General features: G+C 72.3%; 19 protein-coding genes. 15 read left to right on the top strand and 4 right to left on the bottom strand.

Annotated elements, in window-relative coordinates:
- Positions 1-146 precede the first annotated feature (146 nt).
- The 4 genes from QI554_RS32165 to pyrE all read left to right on the top strand — a co-directional run bounded on the left by QI554_RS32165 (position 147) and on the right by pyrE (position 2,959).
- Positions 147-644, top strand: coding sequence for a DUF2617 family protein (locus QI554_RS32165; protein WP_281475171.1), 498 nt, complete (start codon positions 147-149; stop codon positions 642-644).
- On the top strand, positions 641-1,558 hold the full coding sequence (locus QI554_RS43435; protein ID WP_343230830.1) for a hypothetical protein: 918 nt from the start codon (positions 641-643) through the stop codon (positions 1,556-1,558). Before QI554_RS32165 ends, QI554_RS43435 begins: the two co-directional genes overlap by 4 nt.
- A 66-nt stretch (positions 1,559-1,624) precedes the next feature.
- Entirely contained in the window at positions 1,625-2,326 is a 702-nt protein-coding gene (locus QI554_RS32155; RefSeq protein WP_281475168.1) for an SRPBCC family protein, read from the top strand.
- 93 nt (positions 2,327-2,419) lie between these two features.
- Entirely contained in the window at positions 2,420-2,959 is a 540-nt protein-coding gene (gene pyrE / locus QI554_RS32150) for an orotate phosphoribosyltransferase (protein WP_281475166.1), read from the top strand.
- A 100-nt stretch (positions 2,960-3,059) separates the two neighbouring features.
- On the opposite strand, the gene QI554_RS32145 is transcribed toward pyrE, so the two are convergent.
- Positions 3,060-3,758 carry a DedA family protein gene (locus tag QI554_RS32145; RefSeq protein WP_281475164.1) on the bottom strand — a complete coding sequence of 233 codons (699 nt, stop codon included), beginning with the start codon at positions 3,756-3,758 and terminating at the stop codon, positions 3,060-3,062.
- A gap of 140 nt (positions 3,759-3,898) precedes the next feature.
- Here QI554_RS32145 and QI554_RS32140 point away from each other — a divergent pair, with 140 nt between their 5' ends.
- Both QI554_RS32140 and fbaA read left to right on the top strand, forming a co-directional pair.
- Positions 3,899-5,275 (top strand): FAD-dependent oxidoreductase, encoded by a 1,377-nt coding sequence (locus QI554_RS32140; protein ID WP_281475162.1) that lies wholly within the window; start codon positions 3,899-3,901, stop codon positions 5,273-5,275.
- Positions 5,276-5,428: 153 nt separating this feature from the next.
- Entirely contained in the window at positions 5,429-6,451 is a 1,023-nt protein-coding gene (gene fbaA / locus QI554_RS32135; RefSeq protein WP_281475160.1) for a class II fructose-bisphosphate aldolase, read from the top strand.
- A gap of 151 nt (positions 6,452-6,602) precedes the next feature.
- Here the strand turns inward: fbaA and QI554_RS32130 are convergent, their stop codons facing one another.
- Positions 6,603-6,863, bottom strand: a complete 261-nt coding sequence (locus QI554_RS32130; protein ID WP_281475158.1) for a hypothetical protein — start codon at positions 6,861-6,863, stop codon at positions 6,603-6,605.
- Positions 6,864-6,980: 117 nt separating this feature from the next.
- Between QI554_RS32130 and QI554_RS32125 the strand changes: the two genes are divergently transcribed.
- The gene (locus tag QI554_RS32125; protein ID WP_281475156.1) at positions 6,981-7,397 is read left to right on the top strand and encodes a DUF3151 domain-containing protein; all 417 of its coding nucleotides are present in this window, start codon (positions 6,981-6,983) and stop codon (positions 7,395-7,397) included.
- 98 nt (positions 7,398-7,495) lie between these two features.
- On the opposite strand, the gene QI554_RS32120 is transcribed toward QI554_RS32125, so the two are convergent.
- Positions 7,496-8,518 (bottom strand): diacylglycerol kinase family protein, encoded by a 1,023-nt coding sequence (locus QI554_RS32120; protein WP_281475154.1) that lies wholly within the window; start codon positions 8,516-8,518, stop codon positions 7,496-7,498.
- A 122-nt stretch (positions 8,519-8,640) separates the two neighbouring features.
- On the opposite strand from QI554_RS32120, the gene QI554_RS32115 reads away from it, so the two are divergent.
- From QI554_RS32115 to QI554_RS32090, 6 genes are all read left to right on the top strand, one after another.
- On the top strand, positions 8,641-9,927 hold the full coding sequence (locus QI554_RS32115) for an adenylosuccinate synthase (protein ID WP_281475152.1): 1,287 nt from the start codon (positions 8,641-8,643) through the stop codon (positions 9,925-9,927).
- A 116-nt stretch (positions 9,928-10,043) separates the two neighbouring features.
- On the top strand, positions 10,044-11,396 hold the full coding sequence (locus QI554_RS32110; protein WP_281475150.1) for an aspartate aminotransferase family protein: 1,353 nt from the start codon (positions 10,044-10,046) through the stop codon (positions 11,394-11,396).
- 204 nt (positions 11,397-11,600) lie between these two features.
- Entirely contained in the window at positions 11,601-12,311 is a 711-nt protein-coding gene (locus tag QI554_RS32105; protein ID WP_281475148.1) for a GntR family transcriptional regulator, read from the top strand.
- A 44-nt stretch (positions 12,312-12,355) separates the two neighbouring features.
- Entirely contained in the window at positions 12,356-12,961 is a 606-nt protein-coding gene (locus tag QI554_RS32100) for a hypothetical protein (RefSeq protein WP_281475146.1), read from the top strand.
- Between the two features lie 182 nt (positions 12,962-13,143).
- Positions 13,144-13,722: an RNA polymerase sigma factor gene (locus tag QI554_RS32095; RefSeq protein WP_281475144.1), complete on the top strand. Its 579-nt coding sequence runs from the start codon at positions 13,144-13,146 to the stop codon at positions 13,720-13,722.
- Positions 13,713-14,318 carry a hypothetical protein gene (locus tag QI554_RS32090; RefSeq protein WP_281475142.1) on the top strand — a complete coding sequence of 202 codons (606 nt, stop codon included), beginning with the start codon at positions 13,713-13,715 and terminating at the stop codon, positions 14,316-14,318. Before QI554_RS32095 ends, QI554_RS32090 begins: the two co-directional genes overlap by 10 nt.
- Before the next feature lie 12 nt (positions 14,319-14,330).
- Here the strand turns inward: QI554_RS32090 and QI554_RS32085 are convergent, their stop codons facing one another.
- Positions 14,331-14,816, bottom strand: a complete 486-nt coding sequence (locus tag QI554_RS32085) for a hypothetical protein (protein WP_281475140.1) — start codon at positions 14,814-14,816, stop codon at positions 14,331-14,333.
- A 394-nt stretch (positions 14,817-15,210) separates the two neighbouring features.
- On the opposite strand from QI554_RS32085, the gene purD reads away from it, so the two are divergent.
- Both purD and QI554_RS32075 read left to right on the top strand, forming a co-directional pair.
- A complete protein-coding gene (gene purD, locus QI554_RS32080) occupies positions 15,211-16,470 on the top strand; it encodes a phosphoribosylamine--glycine ligase (RefSeq protein ID WP_281475137.1) in 1,260 nt (419 codons plus the stop codon).
- A 251-nt stretch (positions 16,471-16,721) separates the two neighbouring features.
- Positions 16,722-18,212 (top strand): hypothetical protein, encoded by a 1,491-nt coding sequence (locus QI554_RS32075; RefSeq protein WP_281475135.1) that lies wholly within the window; start codon positions 16,722-16,724, stop codon positions 18,210-18,212.
- Positions 18,213-18,550: the final 338 nt, after the last annotated feature.

Genomic DNA, 18,550 nt, shown 5'->3' with positions numbered 1-18,550 from the left:
CAGCGACATTCACCCATATGAGTGAACATCTTTCACCGTCAAGGGTGACGACGGGAAACGGGCCAACCCCTACCGTGAATCCGGCCGCGCACCCCCGTTTGCGGCCCCTCCACCGCCTCCTTCCTCCACCCCCTCCTGCCTACGTGATGCATGCCGAACTGAGGACCGCGTACTCCGACACCCGTGCCGACGCCCTCGGGTGGTACCTCGGGCTGCGCCCGCTCGCGCCCCTCGCGTCGCGCTCGCTGACGCTCGGCGGCCTGCGGCTCGAACTGCGCCTGCTCGGCGCCTCCCACCAAGTGCTCGTGCACGCCCCGCACGGGGTCTGCTCCGAGACCGTCGCGTGCCTCGGCGCCCAGCGCACGCCCCTGCCCGCGCGCGCCGCGCAGCGCGTCGACGGCTGGGACTACGAGTTCACCTCGCTCGTCGAGTACCTGCCCCGCGACCTGTTCGCCTCGCGCGTCCGTGCGATGGTCGCCGACGTCGAGGCGCACCCCGGCGGCATCATCGGCGCCTACCCGGGCCATCCCGACGCGGTCACCGCGATAGCGGCCGAGTACCGCGACGGCGTCCTGAGCTGGTCGACCTGGCACACCTACCCGCAGGAGCGGCGCATCGTCAGCACCCGCAGCCGGGCCGCGTGACCCCCGAGGACCAGGTGCCCTGCCCCGGCCTCTTCCACAGCGGCGGGGTCGGCGGGTTCGCCGTCGCCGGCCGCCGCGGACAGGGCCGGCACCGCAGGGTGTACGGCCCGGGTCCGACGCCCGGCCGGCTGCTCGCGGTGCCGGCGCCGGGTGCCCCGCCCCGCGCCGCCCGCCGCGGCCTCCCGCTCGGCGTGGGCGTCGCGCGCGGGGTCGTGCTCGCCGCGGTGCTGGTGTGCTCAGCGTGCGGGCTCGTGTACGAGCTCGCGCTGGTCGCGCTCGGCGGCCTGCTCGGGCCCGACCCGGTCACCGAGACCTCGGTCGTGCTGTCCGTCATGGTGTTCGCGATGGGCCTGGGGGCGCTCGCCGCCAAGCCGTTCGGCGACCGGCCCGCCGAGGCGTTCGCCGTCGTCGAGAGTGCGCTCGCGGCCGTCGGCGGCACCTCCGTCACCGTCGTCTACGTCGGCGCGCACTCGCTCGGCCTGTACCGGCCGACCATGCTCGCCGTGTGCGTCGCGACCGGCATCCTCGTCGGCGCGGAGATCCCGCTGCTGATGACCCTCGTCCAGCGCATCCGCCGCCAGGACGCCGGGCACGCCGTCGCCGACCTGTTCGCCGCCGACTACGTGGGCGCGCTCGCCGGCGGACTCCTGTTCCCGTTCCTCCTGCTGCCCGCGCTCGGACAGGCCGGCACCGTCGCCCTCGTCGGCGCCGTCAACGCGCTCGTCGGCACCTGCGTCGTGCTGTGGCTGTTCCGCGCGGACCTCGACCGGCGCGGCCGCGTGCGGGTCTGCGCGCTCGTCGCCGCGGCGCTCGTGCTGCTGGCCGGAGTTGCGGCGTTCGGCCCTACTCCTCCGGCGGCGACGCGCGAACACGACGGATCGAAGTGCTCGTACACATGTAGTACCGGTGCGTAGGCTTCCCCTTGGTGTCGCACAGGCGCGCAATCGTGCCGCCGGGCCCGCGCGGAGGAGGACGAACCCATGGCGTACGAGGTCGTGGTGCCGATTCCGGTCCGGCTGGTGTGGGGCGTCCTCCACGATCCGGCGCGGCTCGCCGAGTGCGTGCCCGGGCTGTCCAACGACGAACCGCCGCGCACCGGCGGCGACGGCGTCCTGCTCACCGGGCGGCTGCGGCTGCGCGCCGGCGGCACGACCGTCACCTACCGCGGTACCGCGTCCGTGGCCGAGGCCGACGACCTGCCGCTCGCGGTCGTCGTCACCGCCGACGGCGTCGAGGCCCGCGGCGAGGCGCCGGTCAAGGCCGTCCTGACCATCCGGCTCGACGACGAGGGCACCGACACCAAGCTGGTGTTCGACGGCTCGCTCACCGCCCAGGGCCGCACCGCCGACCTCCCGGCCGAGCAGCTGGCCGCCGCCTGGCACCGGCTCGCCGAGCGCTTCGCCTCCGCGCTCACCGAGGAACTCGCCCCGGTCCGCGACCAGGAGGTCCCCGACGTCGTTCCGGTACGCCCGGCCACCACGTCCACACCGCGCGTCTCCGCCCCCGAGCCCCGCCCGCGGGCCGTGGTCGTCGTCCCCGCCGCCGAGCCGGAGCCGGCCCGCGACCGCGGCGTCCTCCGACGCCTCGGCCCCCCGGCCGCGATGCTGGTCGGCGCGCTGCTGACCGGCCGCGCACTCCGCAGCCGGCGCCGCCGCAAGCGCGCGGAGAAGAAGGACTCCTGACGGGAGCCCGCGCCCGTCCGCGGGGGACGGCGCCACACACCGCGGGTCAGGGCCTGTCCGGAGGCCTCCCGACCAGGCCCTAGGCTTTCCGCCATGAGTGCCGACCGCGATGCCCTGCTCGCCCAGATCAAGGACAAGGCCGTCGTGCACGGCCGGGTCACGCTGTCCTCCGGCAAGGAGGCCGACTACTACGTCGACCTGCGCCGCGTCACGCTCGACGCGGAGGCCGCGCCGCTGGTCGGCCGCGTCATGCTCGACGCGACGGCGGACCTGGACTACGAGGCGGTCGGCGGCCTGACGCTCGGTGCCGACCCGGTCGCCGCCGCGATGCTGCACGCCGCGGCCGCCGCGGGACGCAAGCTCGACGCGTTCGTCGTCCGCAAGACCGGCAAGGCGCACGGCCTGCAGCGCCGCATCGAGGGCCCGGACGTCGCGGGCCGCCGCGTGCTGGCCGTCGAGGACACCTCCACCACCGGCGGGTCGGTGCTCGCAGCCGTCGAGGCGCTGCGCGAGGCCGGGGCCGACGTGGTCGGCGTCGCGGTGATCGTCGAGCGCGGCGCCGCCCCCGCGATCGCCGAGGCCGGGCTGCCTTACGTCACCGCCTACACGCTGGACGACCTCGGACTCGGCTGAGCCCGCGCGCCGCGACCCCGACAGACGAAGCGCCCCCGGCCGGATCGGCCGGGGGCGCTTCGCACGTCAGGGGGAGAACAGGGGGAGAAGCCGGGCGGGCTCAGCGGCGGTGGCTCACCGGGCGGGCCTGCTCGGCGGTGCCGTCCGTGCTCGGCGCGTTCTTCTTCGCGCGGCGCTCGCGGAACACCTCGATGAAGATCGGCAGCAGCGACACCAGGACGATCACCGCGATGCCCGGCAGCAGGTACTTGTCGATGCTCTCGCCGATCGCGTCACCGAGCCAGTAGCCGGCCATGATGATGCCGATCGTCCAGATCACGCCGCCGACGACGTTCCAGACGAAGAACTTCCGCGCGGGCATCTCGAGCACGCCGGCGACCGGGTTCAGGAACGTGCGGACGATCGGGATGAACCGCGCCAGCACCACGGCCTTCGCCGGGCCGAACTTCTCGAAGTAGTGCTCGGCCTTGTCGACGTACTCCTGCTTGAACAGCTTGGAGTTCGGCTTGCTGAACATCTTCGGCCCGGCCTTGGCGCCGATCAGGTGGCCCAGCTGCGCGCCCGCGATCGCGCACAGCGGTGCGCCGATCAGCAGTCCCGGCAGCGACAGGCTGGCGCCGACCACCTTTTCGGCGGAGCTGGACGCGGCGACGCCGGCCAGGAACAGCATGGAGTCGCCGGGGAAGAAGAACCCGACGAGCAGGCCCGTCTCGGCGAAGATGATCACGAAGATGCCGATGAGGCCGAACGTCGTGATGAGCGAGGAGGCGTCGAGCAGGTTCACAGCAAGGGTTTCCACTCCGGAAGGGTATCCGCGTTGCGCGGTCTCCGGGGAAGCCGGTGCACCCCAGCCTTGGTTGTCGGGACAGCCCCAGTGCAACGGGGGCACCCGAGGGGTATCCGGGACGGCCGGGACACCGGGGACGTAAGGAGCGGAACGTGGAACGACTCGTGGTCATCGGCGGCGACGCGGCGGGCGGCAGCGCGGCGGCACAGGCCCGCAGGCGGCGCGGCCCCGACGACCTGGACATCGTCGTCCTGGAGCGCGGCCGCTACACGTCGTACTCGGCGTGCGGCATCCCGTACTGGGTCGGCGGCGCGGTCGCCGGGCCGGACGCGCTGATCGTCCGCTCGCCGGAGGAGCACCGCAAGCGCGGCCTCGACGTGCGCGTAGGCACCGAGGCCGAGGGGATCGACCTCGACCGGCGCGAGGTGGCGGTGCGCGACGTCGAGACCGGGAAAGCCGACCGCATCGGGTTCGACCAGCTCGTCGTGGCGACCGGCGCGACGCCGCTGCGTCCGCGCATCCCCGGGATCGACGCGCCGGGGGTGCACGGCGTGCAGACCCTCGACGACGGCGCCGCGCTGATCGCCGACCTCGGTCCGGAATGCGCCCGCGCGGTCGTCATCGGCGGCGGCTACATCGGCGTCGAGATGGCCGAGGCCATGAAGCGGCACGGCCTCGAGGTCACCGTGCTCGACCGCGCCGGCCAGCCGATGTCCACGCTCGACCCCGACATGGGGGTGCTGGTGCACGAGCAGATGGAGGCCATGGGGATCGACGTCGTCACCGAGGCCGACGTGCAGGCCGTCGAGACCGGCGCCGACGGCCGGGTCGCCGCGGTCCGCACCGCGAACGGCCGGCACCCGGCCGACATCGTCGTGCTCGGCATGGGCGTCCGCCCCAACACCGACCTCGCCCGGGACGCCGGCCTGCCGCTCGGCGACAGCGGCGGGCTGCGCACCGACCTGCGCATGCACGTATGGGGCGGCGACCCGCGGCACGAGGGCGTCTGGGCGGCCGGCGACTGCGTCGAGGTGCTGAACCTGGTCTCCGGGCGCTTCCAGCACATCGCACTGGGGACGCACGCGAACAAGCAGGGCCGGGTGGTCGGCATGAACATCGGCGGCGACTACGCGACGTTCCCCGGCGTCGTCGGCACCGCGGTCAGCAAGGTGTGCGACCTGGAGATCGCCCGCACCGGCCTGCGCGAGAAGGACGCCGACCACGCCGGCTTCCACTACGTGACCGCCGTCATCGAGTCGACCGGCCGCGCCGGCTACTACCCGGGCGCCGACAAGATGACCGTCAAGATGCTCGCCGAACGCAAGAGCGGCCGCCTCCTCGGCGTGCAGATCGTCGGCCGCGACGGCGCCGCGAAGCGGATCGACACGGCGGCCGTGGCCCTGACCGCGCACATGACCGTCGAGGACCTCACGGCCCTCGACCTCGGCTACGCGCCGCCGTTCTCCCCGGTGTGGGACCCGATCCTGGTCGCCGCGCGGAAGGCCGCGCAGCTCGTCGAACGCGGCTGATCCCCGGAAGGTGCGGAGCGCTCCGCGACGGGCGACATCCGGGATGCTGTGCCGCTATACCCCGTCTGGAAAGATGGCCGGTACGCGGGGATACGGCCGCAGAGCGCCGAACCCTCATATCGCCGCAGTCTCGTCTGACGAGGAGCTATACGCATGCCCATCGCAACTCCCGAGGTCTACGCCGAGATGCTCGACCGGGCGAAGGCCGGTCGCTTCGCCTACCCGGCGATCAACGTGACCTCGTCCCAGACCCTGCACGCCGCGCTCCGCGGCTTCGCCGAGGCGGAGAGCGACGGCATCGTCCAGGTGTCGACCGGTGGCGCGGAGTTCCTGTCCGGCACCACCGTCAAGGACATGGTGACCGGGTCGGTCGCGTTCGCCGAGTTCGCCAAGGTCGTCGCCGAGAAGTACTCGGTCAACGTCGCCCTGCACACCGACCACTGCCCGAAGGACAAGCTGGACGGCTTCATGCGTCCGCTGATCGACATCTCGATCGAGCGCGTCAAGAAGGGCCTCGACCCGCTCTTCCAGTCGCACATGTGGGACGGCTCGGCCGTGCCGCTGGACGAGAACCTGGTCATCGCCCAGGAGCTCCTCGCCAAGTGCGCCGCCGCGCGCATCATCATGGAGCTCGAGATCGGCGTCGTCGGCGGCGAGGAGGACGGCGTCGACAACGAGATCAACGACAAGCTCTACACGACCGCCGAGGACGCGCTGAAGACCGTCGAGGCGATCGGCCTGGGCGACAAGGGCCGCTACATGCTCGCTGCGACCTTCGGCAACGTGCACGGCGTCTACAAGCCCGGCAACGTCCAGCTGCGCCCCGGCATCCTCAAGGAGCTGCAGGACGCGGTCGAGGCCAAGTACGGCAAGGAGCGCGCGTTCGACCTGGTCTTCCACGGCGGCTCCGGCTCGCTGCTCGAGGAGATCCGCGAGGCCGTCGACTACGGCGTCGTGAAGATGAACGTCGACACCGACACCCAGTACGCCTTCACCCGCCCGATCGCGGACCACATGCTCCGCAACTACGACGGCGTGCTGAAGATCGACGGCGAGGTCGGCAACAAGAAGCACTACGACCCGCGTTCGTACGGCAAGGCCGCCGAGACCTCGATGGCCGAGCGCGTCGTCGTGGCGTGCCAGGACCTGCGTTCCGCGGGCACCCGCCTCAAGTAAGGCGCGTACGCGCCGCCTCGGCGCGGCGCACGGAACGGCCGCGGTCCGACACCCTCGGGGGGTGCCGGACCGCGGCCGTACGCGTTTTCGGCAGGGGGCGCCCAGCAGCGTTCGGCCGTGGTCAGCCGTGGTCAGCCGGGCTCAGCCGTGCTCAGCGGTGCCAGGGCGGCAGCGGCAGGTGCTGCGGTGCGCCCGGCAGGTAGCTGGTCAGCCCGTGCCGGTCCTTCTTGGCCGCGGACGCCGGCGAGGCGGTGGCCGCCCCGTCCCGGTCCGCCGGCCGACCCGCGCCAGGGTGCCGCTTGTCCTTGCCGTGGTCCGCGCCGCCGCTCTCCGCGCACGCGGAAAGCGTGACCGCCGCGGCCAGTGCGACGAGCGCGGCCGCGACCCGGGTGCGGCGCTGCCGCGTGTCCATGATCCTGAATCCCTGCGACGCCCCCTCGAACGGCCGGTCGACCGTTCGCCCTGTGACGATAGCGGCACCGGTGGCCTCCTGCGGGGCGACGCTCGCGCGGCGGTGCAGGATGGGCACATGACGACGATGGACCAGAACCTGTTCGGCGGGCCCGACCCGACCCTGCTGCCCGACGAGCCCGGCCGCGCGCTGCTCGCCTCCGGCGCCGACCCGGCCGAGGTGGCCGCGAAGTACCCGACCTCGTCGGCGGCGTGGGCGGCGCTGGCCGACCGCGCGTTCGCCGCGGACAGCGTCGTGGAGTCCTACGCGTACGCCCGTACCGGCTACCACCGCGGCCTCGACGCGCTGCGCCGTGCGGGCTGGCGCGGCCACGGCCCGGTGCCGTGGGAGCACGAGCCGAACCGCGGGTTCCTGACCGCCCTGCACGCGCTCGCGCGCGCGGCCGGCGCGATCGGCGAGGAGGAGGAGCAGGTGCGCTGCACGCTGTTCCTGCGCGACAGCAGCAAGACGGCCGCGGACGTCTTCGAGGGCTGACGCCAACCCGTCGGGCACGGCCCGCGGTTCGGCCTCGCGGCCGCCGCGGGCCGTCCTGTTGCGTGCCGCTCCCGGCTTCCGGCTTCCGCCGCCCGGCGTCAGCTCGACGCGGGCACGTACAGCCGCCACGCCCCCGGCCGCAGCGTCCACGTCCGCAGCCGTACCGGCCCGGTGGCCTGGTTGTCGGCCTCGTACGTGAAGTCCGGTCCGCACACCGTGATCTCGCGCGCCCGCACCTCGAGGTGCGCGGCGGGCGGCGGCCCGGCGTCGGGGTCGCCGTCGTCGCCCGGAGCGGGACGGGCGGCGGTCCCGCGCGTCTGGGCCGGCAGACCGAAGCGGCCCGCCGAGGGATAGGCCGTCACCAGCACCGTCGCGGTGCCGACAGCGGGCTCCGCGATGTTGGCGGACCGTTCCTGCATGATTACGGACGGCGAGCCGGACCCGTTCACGGACACTGCCGGGCAGATGTCACGATCGTCACATCCCACATGCACCGAGAGCACCGGCTGGTCGACGTCGGCGATGACGCGGCCGTCCGCCTCGACGCGCAGCCGGTGCCCCGCGGGCCCGACCGCCGCCGTCACGGTGTGCGCCGCGCGGTCCCAGATCGACCGCCAGCCACGCCGCCCGACCAGCCCCGCCGCGGCCGCCGGACGCGCCGCGCGCACCCCGTTCCCGATCCGCACCGAGCGCAGCGCGACCCCGCCGAGGTCGTCGCACAACAGGTCGTGCGGGCGCTCGTGCTCGCCGAGCGCGACGCGCGCCGCCTTCGCGGGTTCGCTTGGCAGGCCCAGCGCGTGGGCCATCGCGTGCGCGTCGTCGGCGGCGGCCGGGAGTGCGCGGGTGTCGACCGGGACGACGCCGAGCGGCGTCCCGGCTAGCTCGCCGGCGCGGTCGAGGAGGCGCACGACGGTGTGCAGTCCGCCGTCGCCGGCGACGACCACGACACGCCGACGGCCGCGACGCGCGAGCGCCCGTTCGAGATCGGCCGAATCGGTGGGAACGACGATCTTCGCGGGGGCCGCGGCCCGCAAAACGTCGAGCGCGACCCGTACCGACTCGCCGTCCGCCGAGCGTGCCGCGGGGTCTGTGATCACGAGCAGCGCGCGCTCGGCCGACACCGGTCGTCCTTCCTCAGGTAACCTCTCCCCGCAAGAGCCCCTTGCGCGCAGGCGTCAAGGGGCTTGGACTTTCCGGGGCTCCCGTGAACAAACATGCCCCGCCTGGAAGGGGTGTACGCCTCATGCCCGCACTCGTGCTCGTCGGTGCCCAATGGGGAGACGAGGGCAAGGGGAAGGCCACCGACCTGCTCGGCGGTTCCGTCGACTACGTGGTCCGATACCAGGGCGGCAACAACGCCGGCCACACGGTTGTCATCGGGGACCAGAAGTACGCGCTGCACCTTCTGCCCTCCGGCATCCTCACGCCGGGGTGCACCCCGGTCATCGGCAACGGAGTCGTCGTCGACCCCGGTGTGCTGCTCCAGGAGATCCGCACGCTCCAGGAGCGGGACGTGGACACGTCCAAGCTGCTGATCTCCGGCAACGCGCATCTCATCACGCCCTACCACCGCACCCTCGACAAGGTGACGGAACGGTTCCTCGGCAACCGGAAGATCGGTACCACCGGACGTGGCATCGGTCCCGCGTACGCCGACAAGATCAACCGCGTCGGGCTGCGCGTCCAGGACCTGTTCGACCCCGGCATCCTGCAGCAGAAGGTCGAGTCCGCGCTGCGCGACAAGAACCAGATGCTGGTCAAGATGTTCAACCGGCGCGAGCTGTCGGTGCAGGCCGTGGTCGAGGAGTACCTGGAGTACGCCGACGCGATCAAGGACTACGTCGCCGACACGACGTACATCCTCAACAAGGCGCTCGACGACGGCAAGGTCGTGCTGCTCGAAGGCGGCCAGGGCACGCTGCTCGACGTCGACCACGGCACCTATCCGTTCGTGACGTCGTCGAACCCGACCTCGGGCGGTGCGTGCGCGGGCTCCGGCATCGGTCCCACGAAGATCAGCCGGGTCATCGGCATCCTCAAGGCGTACACGACACGCGTCGGATCGGGCCCGTTCCCGACCGAGCTGCTCGACGAGGACGGCGACAAGCTGCGCACCATCGGCCACGAGCGCGGCGTCACCACCGGGCGCGACCGGCGCTGCGGCTGGTTCGACGCGGTGATCGCGCGTTACGCGACCCGGGTGAACGGCCTGACCGACTTCTTCCTCACCAAGCTGGACGTGCTCACCGGCTGGGAGCAGATCCCGGTCTGCGTCGCGTACGAGATCGACGGCGTGCGGCACGACGAGATGCCGATGTCGCAGTCGGACTTCCACCACGCCAAGCCGGTCTACGAGATGCTGCCGGGCTGGCAGGAGGACCTGACCGAGGCCAAGACGTTCGACGACCTGCCGAAGAACGCGCAGGCGTACGTCAAGGCGCTGGAGGAGATGTCGGGCGCGCCGATCTCGGCGATCGGTGTCGGCCCGGGCCGCGACCAGACGATCGCGATCCGGTCCTTCCTGGACTAGTCCGGAGCTGTTCCGCATAGCGGAACCCCCGGGGCTGACACCATGTCGGCCCCGGGGGGCAACGGCTGTCACTGTGCCGGTGTCCGGGACGTTTTGCGGTGCTTAGGCTGTGCCCCATGACCATCGTGGACCCGGCGGCCGGAAAGGCCGTGTACGAAGCAGACCGTGCGCACGTCTTCCATTCCTGGTCCGCGCAGGGACTCATCGCGCCCCTGCCGGTCGCCGGAGCGGAAGGTTCCTACTTCTGGGACTACGAGGGCAACCGCTACCTCGACTTCGCGTCGCAGCTGGTGAACACCAACATCGGCCACCAGCACCCCAAGGTCGTCGCGGCGATCAAGGAGCAGGCCGACAAGCTCTGCATGATCCAGCCCGCGTTCGCCAACGACGCGCGCAGCGAGGCCGCCCGCCTCATCGCCGAGCTGGCGCCGGGCGACCTGAACCGGATCTTCTTCACCAACGGCGGCGCAGAGGCGAACGAGAACGCCATCCGCATGGCGCGCCTGCACACCGGCCGCCAGAAGGTGCTGTCGACCTACCGCTCGTACCACGGCGCCACCGCCAACGCGATCGCCCTGACCGGCGACCCACGCCGCTGGCCGAACGAGACCGGTGTGTCCGGCATCGTGCACTTCTTCGGCCCGTACGCCTACCGCTCGCCGTTCTACTCGGCGGACGAGGCGCAGGAGACCGAGCGCGCGCTCGCGCACCTGGAGAACACCATCGTGTTCGAGGGCGCGTCGACGGTCGCCGCGATCGTGCTCGAGACCGTGGTCGGCACCGCCGGCATCCTGGTCCCGCCGCCCGGCTACCTGGCCGGCGTGCGCGCGCTGTGCGACAAGTACGGCATCGTCTTCATCGCCGACGAGGTCATGGCCGGCTTCGGTCGCACCGGCGCCTGGTTCGCGGTGGACAACTGGGGCGTCACCCCGGACCTGATCACCTTCGCCAAGGGCGTGAACTCCGGCTACGTGCCGCTGGGCGGCGTGGTCATCTCCGACGCCATCTACGAGACGTTCCGCGAGCGCCCCTTCCCGGGCGGTCTGACCTACTCGGGCCACCCGCTGGCGTGCGCCGCCGCCGTCGCGACGATCACCGCGATGCGCGAGGAGAAGATCGTCGAGAACGCCAAGTGGCTCGGCGAGTCGGTGATCGGCCCCGAGCTGCGCGCGATGGCCGAGCGCCACCCGTCGGTCGGCGAGGTGCGCGGCCTGGGCGTGTTCTGGGCCGTCGAGCTGGTCAAGAACAAGGAGACCCGCGAGCCGCTGGTGCCGTACAACGCGGCGGGCGCGGACGCGAAGGCGATGAACGACTTCGCGGCGGCGTGCAAGGCGCGCGGCCTGTGGCCGTTCGTCAACATGAACCGCACGCACGTGGTGCCGCCGTGCACGACGACCGAGGCGGACGCCAAGGAGGGCCTGGCGATCCTCGACGAGGCGCTCACCGTCGCGGACGCGTTCTGCGAGTGATTCCGGCGTAGGCCGCACCGCTGACGACGCGTCAGAAGCAGTGCCGAGGGCCGTGCCCGCTCGACCGAGTGGGTGCGGCCCTCGCGGCTTTGCCAGAACATTACTTGCCCAATCCGGACATTCATTCCATATGATCGAGCGGATCTCGATGGGGGATATCCGTCGGCGCGGGGGCGCCGACGGCCGGGGTGAGAAGAGACCTACGTGCAGCCGGCCGAGACCGACGTGTTCACCGGCATCTCGTTCGCGGGCGCGGTACGCCGCATCAGCCTGCGCGAAGAGATCGCCGAGGCGCTCAGCGACGACCTGGTCAGCGGACGCCTCCCAGCGGGCGCCTCGCTGACCGTCAACGACGCCGCGCGCCGCTTCGGGGTGTCCGCCACCCCCGTCCGCGAAGCGCTCATCCACCTGGCCGCCCACGGCCTCTTCACCGGCGGCCACCACCGAGGCTTCCAGGTGCCGCGCTACACCTGGGTCGACTTCACCGAGATAGTCGAGGCCCGCAAGCTCATCGCCGTCCCGCTCATCGGCCGCGTCGCGCGCACCGTGCCCGACGAGGCCGTGCCCGGCCTCGCGCTGCTCGCCGACCGGCTCGACGCCGCGCGCTGGTACGGCGACACCAACGAGACCGCCCTCGTCGACCGGCGCTTCTTCGCCGAGATCGGCCGGCTGTGCGGCAACGAACGGCTGGTCGGCATGCTGCGCCTGCTGCGTGTCCAGGCCTGGATGTACCTCGGCCCGCACCTGCGTGCCGCGACCGGCCCTGCCGGCGCGTGGCGGCGGCACCGCGAGCTGGTCGACCGGCTCGCCGCGCACGACCCCGACGCCGCGCAGGCGATCATGCGCGACTGCCTGGCCGGACAGCGCGACTTCGCACGCCGCCTCGTCGGAGACGGACCCGGCGACCTCGGCTAGCGTTTGTCCACCGCGCCCGCCCGTATCGCCCTGGGAGCTCCGCTGTGGACTGTGACGTCTGGCTCGTACCGCTCGTCGAGGCGCTGTGCCACAGCCCGGAAAACCCCTTCAAGGACGAACTGGCGGCCTACGACGCCGTCCTGACGGCCAGTGGCCTGCCCGTCATCCCGGTGCGCAGCTGGTCCGAAGGCCTCGAGAAGGGCGTGTGGGCGGTCGGCGCCTTCGACCACGACTCCCTGCACTACCTCCGGCGCGCCTACCTGCTGCACCGCACCGGGTTCCCCGTCACCCCCGTCGACAGCCTCGGCGCGGACTACGACCAGCTCCTGGAGACCTTCGAGGCCGCCGCGCAGCACTCCCACCTGGTGTGGCACTACGACCACGCCGGGGCCTACCTGCCCGTCGACTTCCCGCGGCCGCTGATCGACGAGCCGCTGCCGGAGGACGGCGGGCCGCTCGGGTCCAGCCTCGGCATGCTCCGTGAACTGGAGGACCTGGCGCCGTACATCGGCGTGGACCTGCTCGACCCGCCGCGCCCCGCGCCGACGTACGACGCCTCGCCGTACGCCCGCGAGCGGCACGTGTGGGCGGTCCTGTACCGGGCTGCGCAGCTGAGCGTCGGACAGGGGTCGATGATCGTCTTCGCCTGACGCGGAGCCGCACCACCGGGCGGGGCGCGCGGATTTCCGCTCGCCCCGGCCGTGTTTCTGACGTACCGTCACACCAATTGGCGGGCATCTGTCCGCTTCGTCCCCGCACCTCGAGGAACTTTCCAAAAAAGTTCCGCCGACCCTGCAAGGAACCGGGGGCACCCGGACATAGACAGGCGACGGTGAAGGGGCAGGGGGTGCAGGTGGGGCGGGACGAGGCGTTCCGGGATCTATACCGGGAGCATTACAACGCCGTGTTCCGTTACGCCTGGCGCCGTGTCGGTCCCGACACCGCACACGACGTCGCGGCCGAGGTCTTCCTGATTGCGTGGCGGCGCTGGGAGACCGTGCCGCGGCTGGACCCTCTGCCGTGGCTCTACGGAGTCGGCCGCGGCGTCGTGCAGAACTTCCTGCGCTCGGAGAACCGGGGGCAGCAGCTCGAGGCCCGGCTCATGGTCGAACGCGACCAGCCGGGCCGCGACCTGGCCGAACAGGCCGCCGAACGGGACACCGTCGTCACCGCCTGGCAGAGCCTGGGCGAAACCGACCGCGAGGTCCTCGCGCTCGTCGGCTGGGAGGCCCTCGACATATCGTCGGCGGCCAAGGTGATGGGCTGCTCCGTACCCGCCTTCACCGCGCGCCTCTACCGCGCTAAACGCCGCCTCCGCAACGCGCTTGACCGGCAGGACGTGGACAACGAGGACCCTCGGGACGACCCGAAGGTGCCCGTGCGAGTGGGGTTGGAGGAGCGATGCGTCTGACGGACGACGTCCGCGCGCTGATGCAACCGAACGACCCAGCGCCCGACCTCCCCGCCGAACTCTCCGACCGGGCCCGCTACACCCTCGAGGACATCCTCGTCTCCCGCCCCGGCGCGGTGTCGACCCGTACAGGGGTCGGGCCGACACCGCGCCGGTCACTCACCGGCTGGGCCCGGCGCAAGTGGTGGGTGCCACTGACCGTCTTCCTGACCGCATCGACGGGCGTCGCCGTCGCGCTGGTGTATCCGGACGCGAAGTCGCCGGCGCACATCGAAGGTGTCCGCTGCTACACGGACACCGACTTGAAGGCCCGGCCGTTCCACGGCACCACCCTGGTCCGGGTGGACCAAGCCGACAACTCGCAGTTCGCCGTGGAGCAGTGCGCCGATATGTGGGCGGTCGGGCTCTTGCGGCCGGGGGCTCCGCGCCCGGTCGTCGGCGGCAAACCGCCGCAGACGCCGTCCCCGGTGCCCGAGTTCGTGGTCTGCGTCGTCGAGGACTTCGCAGCGGTGTTCCCGGCGGATCCGCACTTCTGCCGTGACGCCGGCCTGCCGCCGCTGGCGCCGCTGGCGCCGAAGTCCGGAAAGGCCGGCTGACCCGCCTAGGTGTTACAGGACTTTGTACGAGGACGCCACCGCATAGAACCAGTTCGGCGCGTAATTGGGGCCCGGAACCACGCCCCAGCCCGCGCCGCCCTGCCAGGCGTTTTGATAGAACGTCATGTAGCAATAGGAGTCAACCGAAGTCATCCGGTCGTTCCACCAGCCGGGGATATTCTCGGCAGACTTCTGGCTGCACCCGTTGGTGTTTGTCAGCGTGAGCGACGCGCCATTGGCGTCGTACATGAACGCCAGGTAGGCGCTTCCGCTGGCCGTGAGGGTGCCGCGCGCGGACGGGGAGCCGTCGGCCCCTGGCGCATGCGCCTCGGCCAGGGTCGCGTAGCACCTGGCCACCTTGGTGTCGACGTTATAGACGCAGTGCTTCTTGTCTTTCGTCGGACCTGTGGCCGACGGCTCGGCGATTGCGGTGCCGGTCGACAGGGCAGCCGCGACGGCCATGGTGGCCGACATCGCGTATATGCGTTTGCGAAGCATGTTCACTCCGATTTGAAGTATCCCACCCAGGCGCCTTCGGCTGTGTATCCGCGAGGGTGCGCGGCGGAACGAAGACGCCAATACGGATGCGCATGCTAGCCGGGCCAACCGATCGTAGGGAAGGGTGGAAGTACGCTTCCGGACAACCCGGCGGGTATGTTATGTGCCTTTTTGGGGGTCCCCGTAGCCGTTGGTTGGCCTAAATTTCATATTCCATCCCAAGGCCAATTGAACAGCTTGTTCGCAATGCGTAAACCGGGTCGCCTTTTCGCGGTGGTCTGCGGTGAGATGACCTTGATCTCCCCGGCCGATTTCCGGTCATCAGGGCCCGTCCGGGACCAGCCGGGACCAACGGCCTGAAGAGCCCGTCCGGCGGGGCACTACGCTCGACCCCGTGAAGGTCCTCGTCATCGGTAGCGGTGCCCGCGAGCACGCGCTGTGCCGCTCGCTGTCCCTCGACCCCGCGGTCGACTCCCTCTACTGCGCGCCCGGCAACGCCGGGATCGCCGACATCGCCGAACTGCGTCAGGTCGACGCGGCGAACGCCGCCGCCGTCGCGGACCTGGCCGCCGAGCTCGGCGTCGACCTGGTCGTCGTCGGACCCGAAGGCCCCCTGGTGGCCGGCGCCGCCGACGCGGTGCGGGCGCGCGGGATCGCGTGCTTCGGGCCGTCCGGCACCGCCGCGCGCCTGGAAGGCTCCAAGGCGTTCGCCAAGGAGGTCATGGCCGCCGCCGGCGTGCCGACCGCGCGTTCCTACGTGTGCACGACGCCGGAGGAGGTCGACGCCGCGCTGGACGCGTTCGGCCCGCCGTACGTCGTCAAGGACGACGGCCTCGCCGCCGGCAAGGGCGTCGTCGTGACCGAGGACCTCGACGCCGCGCGCGAGCACGCCGCGTCGTGCGAGCGCGTGGTCATCGAGGAGTTCCTCGACGGGCCCGAGGTGTCGCTGTTCGCGATCACCGACGGGACGGACTCGGTGGCGCTGCAGCCCGCGCAGGACTTCAAGCGGGTCGGCGACGACGACGCGGGCCCGAACACCGGCGGCATGGGCGCGTACTCGCCGCTGCCGTGGGCGCCCGACGGGCTGGTCGAGGACCTGATGGCCACGGTCGTGAAGCCGACCATCGACGAGATGCGCCGCCGCGGCACGCCGTTCTCCGGTGTGCTGTTCGTGGGCCTGGCGCTGACGTCGCGCGGCCCGCGGGTCATCGAGTTCAACTGCCGGTTCGGCGACCCCGAGACGCAGGTGGTGCTGGCGCGTCTGAAGACGCCGCTGGCGTCGGTGCTGCACGCGAGCGCGGTCGGGCGGCTCGGCGACCTGGAGCCGCTGCGCTGGCGCGAGGGTGCCGCCGTCACGATCGTGGTGGCCGCCGAGAACTACCCGGGGACGCCGCGCACCGGCGACCCCGTCGAGGGGCTGGACGAGGTCGGTCAGGTCACCGACGCGTACGTCCTGCACGCCGGGACGCGGCGCGCCGAGGACGGCACGGTGCTGTCGTCCGGAGGGCGCGTGCTTTCGGTGACGGCGACGGCCGACACGCTGGCGACGGCGCGGGACCGGGCGTACGAGGCGGTCGCGCGGGTGCGGCTCGCCGGGTCGCACTACCGGTCGGACATCGCGGCGCGGGCGGTCAAGGGCGAGATCAGCGTCTGACGCGGCGCCGCCTTTTGCGGCGGCGTGTGGCGTTCTGCTTTCGGGCGGTCGGGCTTCGGCCCGGCCGCCCGTGCCTTTTGCGGGCGCCGGTTCGTCGGGCGGCTTCCGTCGTGCGGGGCGCACTGCCGCCCGCAACTCCGGTCGGACAGTCGTACTGTGGGCCGGTCGGCCCCTTCGAATCGGCGCGTCGCTCACTCCTGCGGATGGAGTTCGTGCCGAACCGGATGATCCAGGGAACTCGTCGCATTATCGTGCGAGCACGGGTCGTCATCGGGCGGGCCGAGTCGAGTGATCCCCGGATCGTGGATGGGGGCGAACGGGTGACCGGTGCCGCCGAAGCCCGTGCGCGGGCCAGAAGTGTGCTGCGGCTGCGCACGGGAGCGACCGTGTGCGCCGTCGGCGCGGCCGCGCTGCTCCTCGTCGGGGCGGCCCGCAGCGCCGGCAGCGGTGGGGCGGGCACCGTGCTGGCCGTCGCCGCCGTGGTGCTCACCGGTGTCCTCGTGTGGGCGGCGCTCGGGCTCCTGCTCGTACGCCGGCCCGCGAGCGCCGCGGTGCCGCTGCCGCGCGAGGCCGCGCCGGAGTTCCACGGCATGATCCGCGAGCTGGCCGCCGACCTGCGCGTGCCCGAGCCCGACGAGGTCCGGGTCTGCCCCGAATGCGACAGCTGGCTGGAGCAGGGCGGCGGCCGGTGGTTCGGGCTGCGGCGGCGGCGCACCGTGCTGGTGGTCGGCGCGCCGTTCCTGTGGTGGCTGCGGGTGGGCGAGCTGCGGGCGCTGCTGGCGCCGGTCGTCGCCGGGACCGAGCCGTCGGCCGACCCGCACATCGCCGCGGCCCGCGCGTGGGTGCGGCGCCTCGACGCGCTGGCGCACCCGTACGCGGCGCGCGTGCGGCCGGCCAAGGTCGCGCCGTGGACCGCGCCGCTGCGCCGGGTCCCGCGCGCGTTCGCCCGCCAGCTGCTGGACCTGACGCGCGGTCAGGCCGAGACCATGGAGCGCGACGTCGCGGCGTGGGCGTCCACGCGCGCGCAGGACCTGGACGCGGTGCTGCGGGCCACCGCGCACGAGCAGGTCGGGCTCGCGTACGCCGGCTGGGACCGGCTGCTCACGCGGCTGGCGGCGCCCGCCTGGAACCTCGGCAGCTACCCCGACGCGCTGATGGCCGGCGTCGTGGCCGCGCTGACCGAACTGTCGCAGCGCGACCGGCTCGCCGACGTGTTCGGGGCCCGGCTCGCCGACCGGCCCGCCAGCGACCTGCTGCTGTCGCCCGAGCGGGTGGACGCGCAGGTCTCCCGGCTCGCCGCCGACATCTTCGCCGACCGGGCCTCGCGGCAGCCGGTCGGCTGGGCGGACTACCCGTCCCGCGTCATCGAACCGATCTGGCGCGCGCGGGCGACGGTACTGGTCGACGCGCTCGACGCCTCCGACGGCCGCCCGGGCCCGGCCAACGTCGGACGCGTCCTCGACCGCATCCGCGACGGCGCAGGTACGGGCGACCCGTCGGGCTTCGACCCGGAGCGGATGACCGAGCACGTGATCGCCCTCGTCGCCTGCGCCGCCGTCGACACCGGCCGCATGCGCCCGGCCGTCGACTGGCTCGACGGCGCCGTCCTCGTCGACCAGTCCGGCCGCGTCGCCGACGTGGCAGGCCTCGTAGGCCAAGCCGTAGACGACCACGACGACCGCCCGTTGAGACGCTGGCTCGACGGCATCGGCGTCCGCACAGCCGAGCCCATCCGCCTCTGACCCGACGAACCTCCAACACGCCGCCCGGTGGACCCCGGAACGTGCCACCTCCACCGGCTCGCCTGGTGGAGCGGGCATGGTCGGTTGGTCGTGACCACGTCGCGCTTACGCCACGTCAGGCATGTGGGCGGCGGGCTGGTTCGTGTTGTGCGACGGCTTGTGTCGGAGTCCGCGGGGGGTTCGTCGAGGGGCCCGTTCGTTCGAGGTCCGGTCCGCGTCACCTGCGTTGGGGCGGGGGTTCCCGTCGGGGCGTCACTCGGGTGGGCGAACCTCGGGTTCGTGGTGCGCTGTTCGGGGTGGTGGGCGTGAGTATGGTGTCCGGGTCATGACTGACAGTC

This window comes from Yinghuangia seranimata, from assembly GCF_029953285.1.
In the GTDB taxonomy this organism is placed as follows: Bacteria; Actinomycetota; Actinomycetes; order Streptomycetales; family Streptomycetaceae; genus Yinghuangia; species Yinghuangia seranimata.
Note: the sequence above shows the minus strand (reverse complement) of the source record. Positions and strands in the feature narration are given on the sequence as shown.

What these genes read in the sequence shown, in the direction of transcription:
- QI554_RS32165 (WP_281475171.1), top strand. Translation starts at nt 147, where the DNA reads ATGCATGCCGAACTGAGGACCGCGTACTCCGACACCCGTGCCGACGCC.
- QI554_RS32155 (WP_281475168.1), top strand. Translation starts at nt 1,625, where the DNA reads ATGGCGTACGAGGTCGTGGTGCCGATTCCGGTCCGGCTGGTGTGGGGC.
- pyrE (WP_281475166.1), top strand. Translation starts at nt 2,420, where the DNA reads ATGAGTGCCGACCGCGATGCCCTGCTCGCCCAGATCAAGGACAAGGCC.
- fbaA (WP_281475160.1), top strand. Translation starts at nt 5,429, where the DNA reads ATGCCCATCGCAACTCCCGAGGTCTACGCCGAGATGCTCGACCGGGCG.
- QI554_RS32130 (WP_281475158.1), bottom strand. Translation starts at nt 6,863, where the DNA reads ATGGACACGCGGCAGCGCCGCACCCGGGTCGCGGCCGCGCTCGTCGCA.
- QI554_RS32125 (WP_281475156.1), top strand. Translation starts at nt 6,981, where the DNA reads ATGACGACGATGGACCAGAACCTGTTCGGCGGGCCCGACCCGACCCTG.
- QI554_RS32115 (WP_281475152.1), top strand. Translation starts at nt 8,641, where the DNA reads ATGCCCGCACTCGTGCTCGTCGGTGCCCAATGGGGAGACGAGGGCAAG.
- QI554_RS32110 (WP_281475150.1), top strand. Translation starts at nt 10,044, where the DNA reads ATGACCATCGTGGACCCGGCGGCCGGAAAGGCCGTGTACGAAGCAGAC.
- QI554_RS32090 (WP_281475142.1), top strand. Translation starts at nt 13,713, where the DNA reads ATGCGTCTGACGGACGACGTCCGCGCGCTGATGCAACCGAACGACCCA.
- QI554_RS32085 (WP_281475140.1), bottom strand. Translation starts at nt 14,816, where the DNA reads ATGCTTCGCAAACGCATATACGCGATGTCGGCCACCATGGCCGTCGCG.